This is a genomic window from Vreelandella olivaria, from assembly GCF_023507745.1.
GTDB classification, from domain to species: domain Bacteria; phylum Pseudomonadota; class Gammaproteobacteria; order Pseudomonadales; family Halomonadaceae; genus Vreelandella; species Vreelandella olivaria_A.
The window spans coordinates 1-2015 of the sequence record NZ_JALPZO010000162.1; the positions used below are offsets into that span (position 1 = coordinate 1).

Below are 2015 nucleotides of genomic sequence, written 5' to 3' on the forward strand. Positions count from 1 at the left end.
AAGGCACCTTGATGTACGGGAATTCCGTACAAGTATACGGCAAAAGCCCTAACAAGGCCAAGCACGGCGACGGCTTTTTCGTTTCGGCTTTGCCTTCACTACAAAGCCGCGCGTGTTGGCGGCGTTATGTGCAAGCAACGAATCAGGAGATATAGAATGGAATATTTCAGAGCACGTCTTATTGGATCCTTGCTGTCGATAGTAGCTGCGATGACTCTAATCGGCTGTGATGCTCCAAATGACGTTCCGGCATCTAATAATGCTTCAGAGCCAGAGAATGTCGCCGAAAATGAACCAATCTCACACCCACCCGAGGGCTATTCAGTATCAGTTTCTGGTCAGAACTTGAACGATGGTCAAGTCCACCTTGAATTGAGGACAAACATTCCCGGTACAATCGAACTGATGGCTAGTATTAGCCTGGCTGATCAAGCTCCAGATGATACTTGGATTGGAAAAAATGAGCGCGTACGACTGGTGAATGGAACAGGACAGGCAACATTCGATGTAAGTGATCTACCAACTGGACAATACGAGGTAGAGGCGAGCTTTTATCCTCGTTGGGGATTTCAGGATGAAGAATCTAGGTCATCTGGTGTGAATGAAAGCTTGGAGCATAGCCACCCGATTTCACTAAAGGGCTCTGGTGAGTCATCCGAGCTAGTGGCTCAACGCAATGAAGATCAACAGTGGGTAATTGAGAATGTCATTATGGGTTCAGAATGGGATCCTAGCTTTTGGAGAAATCGTTTTGGTGAATGGGAAGAATTTCCAGTAACAACCAGGAATCCAGACATTATCTCAAACTACTACTTTGAATCCCTGGATATGACATTGATTGTAAACACCCTAAAAGATGAGGTGGTAGTTTGGAGAATGGGCCGAGATGGTCTCTGATCATGTATCGCACATAACAATCGCAAGCAATTCGGCCCTTCGGGCCCGGACGTCGCTTCGCTCCGCCGTTGTTGCGGGCGTTATGTGCTAGGGAGTAAATAATGGCCAGCTCTGGATCTGACTACGAGAAGCTTACACAAGAAATTTATCAGGCCCTCTCGGAAGCTGACGGAGTGGAGAATATTGACATCCAGCATGATGTAAAGCTGGAAGGTCGCTCTGGGTGCAAGCATCAGATAGATGTCTACTGGGAGTTCAATATACTCGGCGAAAAACATCGTGTAGCTGTCGAATGCAAGGACTATAAATCTGAGGTGTCTATCGGCAGACTGAGAGATTTCTTCGGGGTTTTGCACGATCTAGGCAATGTCAAGGGGGTGTTTGTTACTAAGGTTGGATATCAAAGTGGCGCAAAAAGATATGCCGATTACTATGATATATCTTTAAAGGAGCTTCGGTTCCCGACAGCAAGTGACTGGGAAGGTCGGGTTAAAGATATTGTTATAAATATCACTGCAATAACACCGAGCATAAAGAAGAGGGAGCCAATTTGTGACAATGAATGGATTATAAAATATGGGGGGTTTTCGGAGGGAGAGAAGATATCGGCTGGGGGTTATGCGGACCAGCTAAAAATATATGATTCTGAGGGGTGCGAGATCACTAGCTTCCATGAAATGGATAGCAAGCTCCCTCACGATTGGAAGCCAGAGGTAGACAAGGAGCATACATACGAATTTGATGACGCCTACATCCATACGGATAATGGGAAAAGACTAAAAATAACGGGCGTAAAATACCAATATGATATTTTGAGCGGTACGGATCAATCCGTAACCGAAGGTGAATTAATTGCTAAGGCGATACTTAAGGATGTGCAGTCAGGAGGCATCCACTTTTATGATAAGAACGGCAATATCCGTCCGAAGCGCACATAACCAATGGCTCCACCGGACAGGTTTTCGCTGCGCTCAAACCCGCCGTTGAGCCAGGCGTTGAGCCTGTAGAAAAACCCCGCTGACGGCTAAGTTTTGGTAGGATCGAGAAAACAGACGAGGAGTGGTCAGCATGCCGCGCTTCAAGCCTTATAACCACGATCAAAATGCCATGGTGGTGTC

General features: G+C 46.5%; 2 protein-coding genes. Both read left to right on the top strand.

The features are described 5' to 3' along the window. Positions 1–156 precede the first annotated feature (156 nt). The gene (locus tag HP566_RS19095; RefSeq protein WP_249978901.1) at positions 157–897 is read left to right on the top strand and encodes a hypothetical protein; all 741 of its coding nucleotides are present in this window, start codon (positions 157–159) and stop codon (positions 895–897) included. Between the two features lie 101 nt (positions 898–998). Next, a complete protein-coding gene (locus HP566_RS19100) occupies positions 999–1835 on the top strand; it encodes a restriction endonuclease (RefSeq protein WP_249978902.1) in 837 nt (278 codons plus the stop codon). The last annotated feature ends 180 nt before the right edge of the window (positions 1836–2015 follow it).